The 2100-nt window shown below is 50.5% G+C and carries 2 protein-coding genes; both read right to left on the reverse strand.

Annotated elements, in window-relative coordinates; translation table 11 throughout:
* Positions 1-1653 (reverse strand): TonB-dependent receptor (locus MJ770_RS08225; protein WP_239251132.1); only part of this gene is annotated, 1653 nt, incomplete at its 3' end.
* A gap of 176 nt (positions 1654-1829) precedes the next feature.
* Positions 1830-2100, reverse strand: a 271-nt coding sequence (locus MJ770_RS08230) for a hypothetical protein (protein ID WP_239251133.1), incomplete at its 5' end; no start/stop codon positions are given.

A 2100-nucleotide genomic window follows, 5' to 3' on the forward strand; every position in this document is an offset into this window, starting at 1 on the left:
GCCTAATGCACCGCTATTAGCTGAAAACTTGCGTGCCTGGGCCGCGCCAAAGCGTGTCGTTGTTGGGCTATCTCCGGCCGAATCTACTGTTGTATGTTCGTTACGGCCCCCTGCAGTAAGTTTAACGTTGCCAAATTTGGCTTCCTCATATATATATAATGCTTTAGTGTCAGTGTTGACTTGCGGCAGAAAGGCTTCTTCGCCGAGCGCCGAGGAATCAGTATTTGAAAGCTGCACGCCGAAGGCGCCGGTGAATGGCCCAAGTTTGGCGTGGGTTGCGTCTATCCGTGTTTCATACCCCTTGTTTTTGAATGTAGTTGCAATTTCACCATCCTCCAACTCATTGTGCAGGTAGTCCGTATGGTTATATTTGAATTTCACTTCTTGAACGAACGAGCCCAGCTCACGGACCTCTCCAGCCACGCCTAACCGTTTGCTGTTCATGTCGACGCGCACGTCTGGTTCTGCCACGCTACCGTAGTTCGTTTTTAAATCACTATATGAAAGTCCGAGATATCCCTCGTCAAAAGTGAGGGAAGCACCCACTGCACCGCTGTCGCTGCTCGACGAGCTATTGGTCAAGCGTCCCTTGGATTGTTCGACTGCAGGGTCATCCAGTGCACGTTGCTGGTTTGATCGCGCAAATCCGGGAATACGGAGATCGTCAGTTTGGCGTGAAGCGATGTCTGCGTGGATTGCAACTAAGCCATTACCGGCTTCCAGCACGGCTGCACCGCTACGCTCGTTTGCTGCACCACCAATTCGTGGCTCAACGCGGCCCGTGTAGCCATCAATTGAATATTGGGGAATACGGTTGTCGAGCGTGTTCACAACGCCTCCGACTGCAGCACCGCCATACATCAGGGCGGCAGGGCCGCGCACCACTTCGATCCGATCTACCAGCAATGGATCTACAGCCGTAGCATGGTCGGGGCTCAAAGCTGAAACATCGAGCATGCCGACACCGTTCTGCATTATTCGAACTCGGTCACCATCAAGGCCGCGAATGACGGGACGGCTCGCGTTCGGACCAAAGTAAGTGGAACTTATGCCAGGAAGTTTGGAAAGCGTTTCACCCAAAGTACTCTCTTGTCGAAACGATAACTCTTTTCCGCTCAGCACAGAGACTGGAGATACGAGATCAATCAAGGCACTTCCCATCGGGTTGGCGGTAACAACAACTGGCTGCAAATGAACATCTGCATGTTCTGTTTGCGCTTTACCCACAACCTGCTGCGGCACTATGACTGGAGGCGTAATTTCGGCCGAAGCATTTGCGATGACTGGCGGGTTAATGGCAGGATTAAGTATGTTAAGGTTGGAAGTTGGGGTCGGCACAATGTCAGGATTACCTTCAGTCCCTGATTTTTTCATCTTGGCTTGCTCCAGGCTCTTTCGCCTGGATTGGAGTTGCTTGCCTTTGCTGTTCAGTTTTGCCGCACCTAGGACCACTGTGACATTTTTATCCACGCCTCTACCCACTTGGATTTCATGCTCGAATACACGAGCACTCAAAGCATCAACTTTCTTTTGAACTTTCAGTTTCAACTTACCAGGAAGTACCATTAAATCCAATGGGCATTTTCCCTTGAATTCACCGTTGATAAACACTTCGGCACCAATGTCTTTATCGTTGCAAGTAATACTCAGCATGGAATTCGCCGCATGTGCTTTAGCGGGCGCCACGAGAGTCAAAAATAATAAGAATAATAAGTAAACTGTTTTTCTGGCCGCGGCATAGGAGCATAGCGCCGCGCAGAATATGACGTGCATAAACATAGCAATTCTCCAACAAGGAATAACATAACCCTGTATTAAACAGGGCGGACTTATGCAGTTTCTTGGAGAACGCCGGGCGGGCCGCGCGCAAAGGCTGTAAGGGGTTGGTTAGAATGTAATGTAGCGGGGTTAAACCGTACAGTTTCGCTCGGAAAATCGATTACTGCGAAAGAAAGGTAAGTGCTACCAAGTACGCCGCCCAGTTGCGTGTAAGCCGCACAATGCCCACATGCCGATGAATGGGGTGCTTGTTGATCATACGGCTGATCATGCTCCGCAAGTACATGACTTAGAGCATGCATCGCCCCGCCTTGCTGTGCA

The sequence above is a fragment of the Candidatus Nitrotoga sp. M5 genome (genome assembly GCF_927904885.1).
GTDB lineage: Bacteria > Pseudomonadota > Gammaproteobacteria > Burkholderiales > Gallionellaceae > Nitrotoga.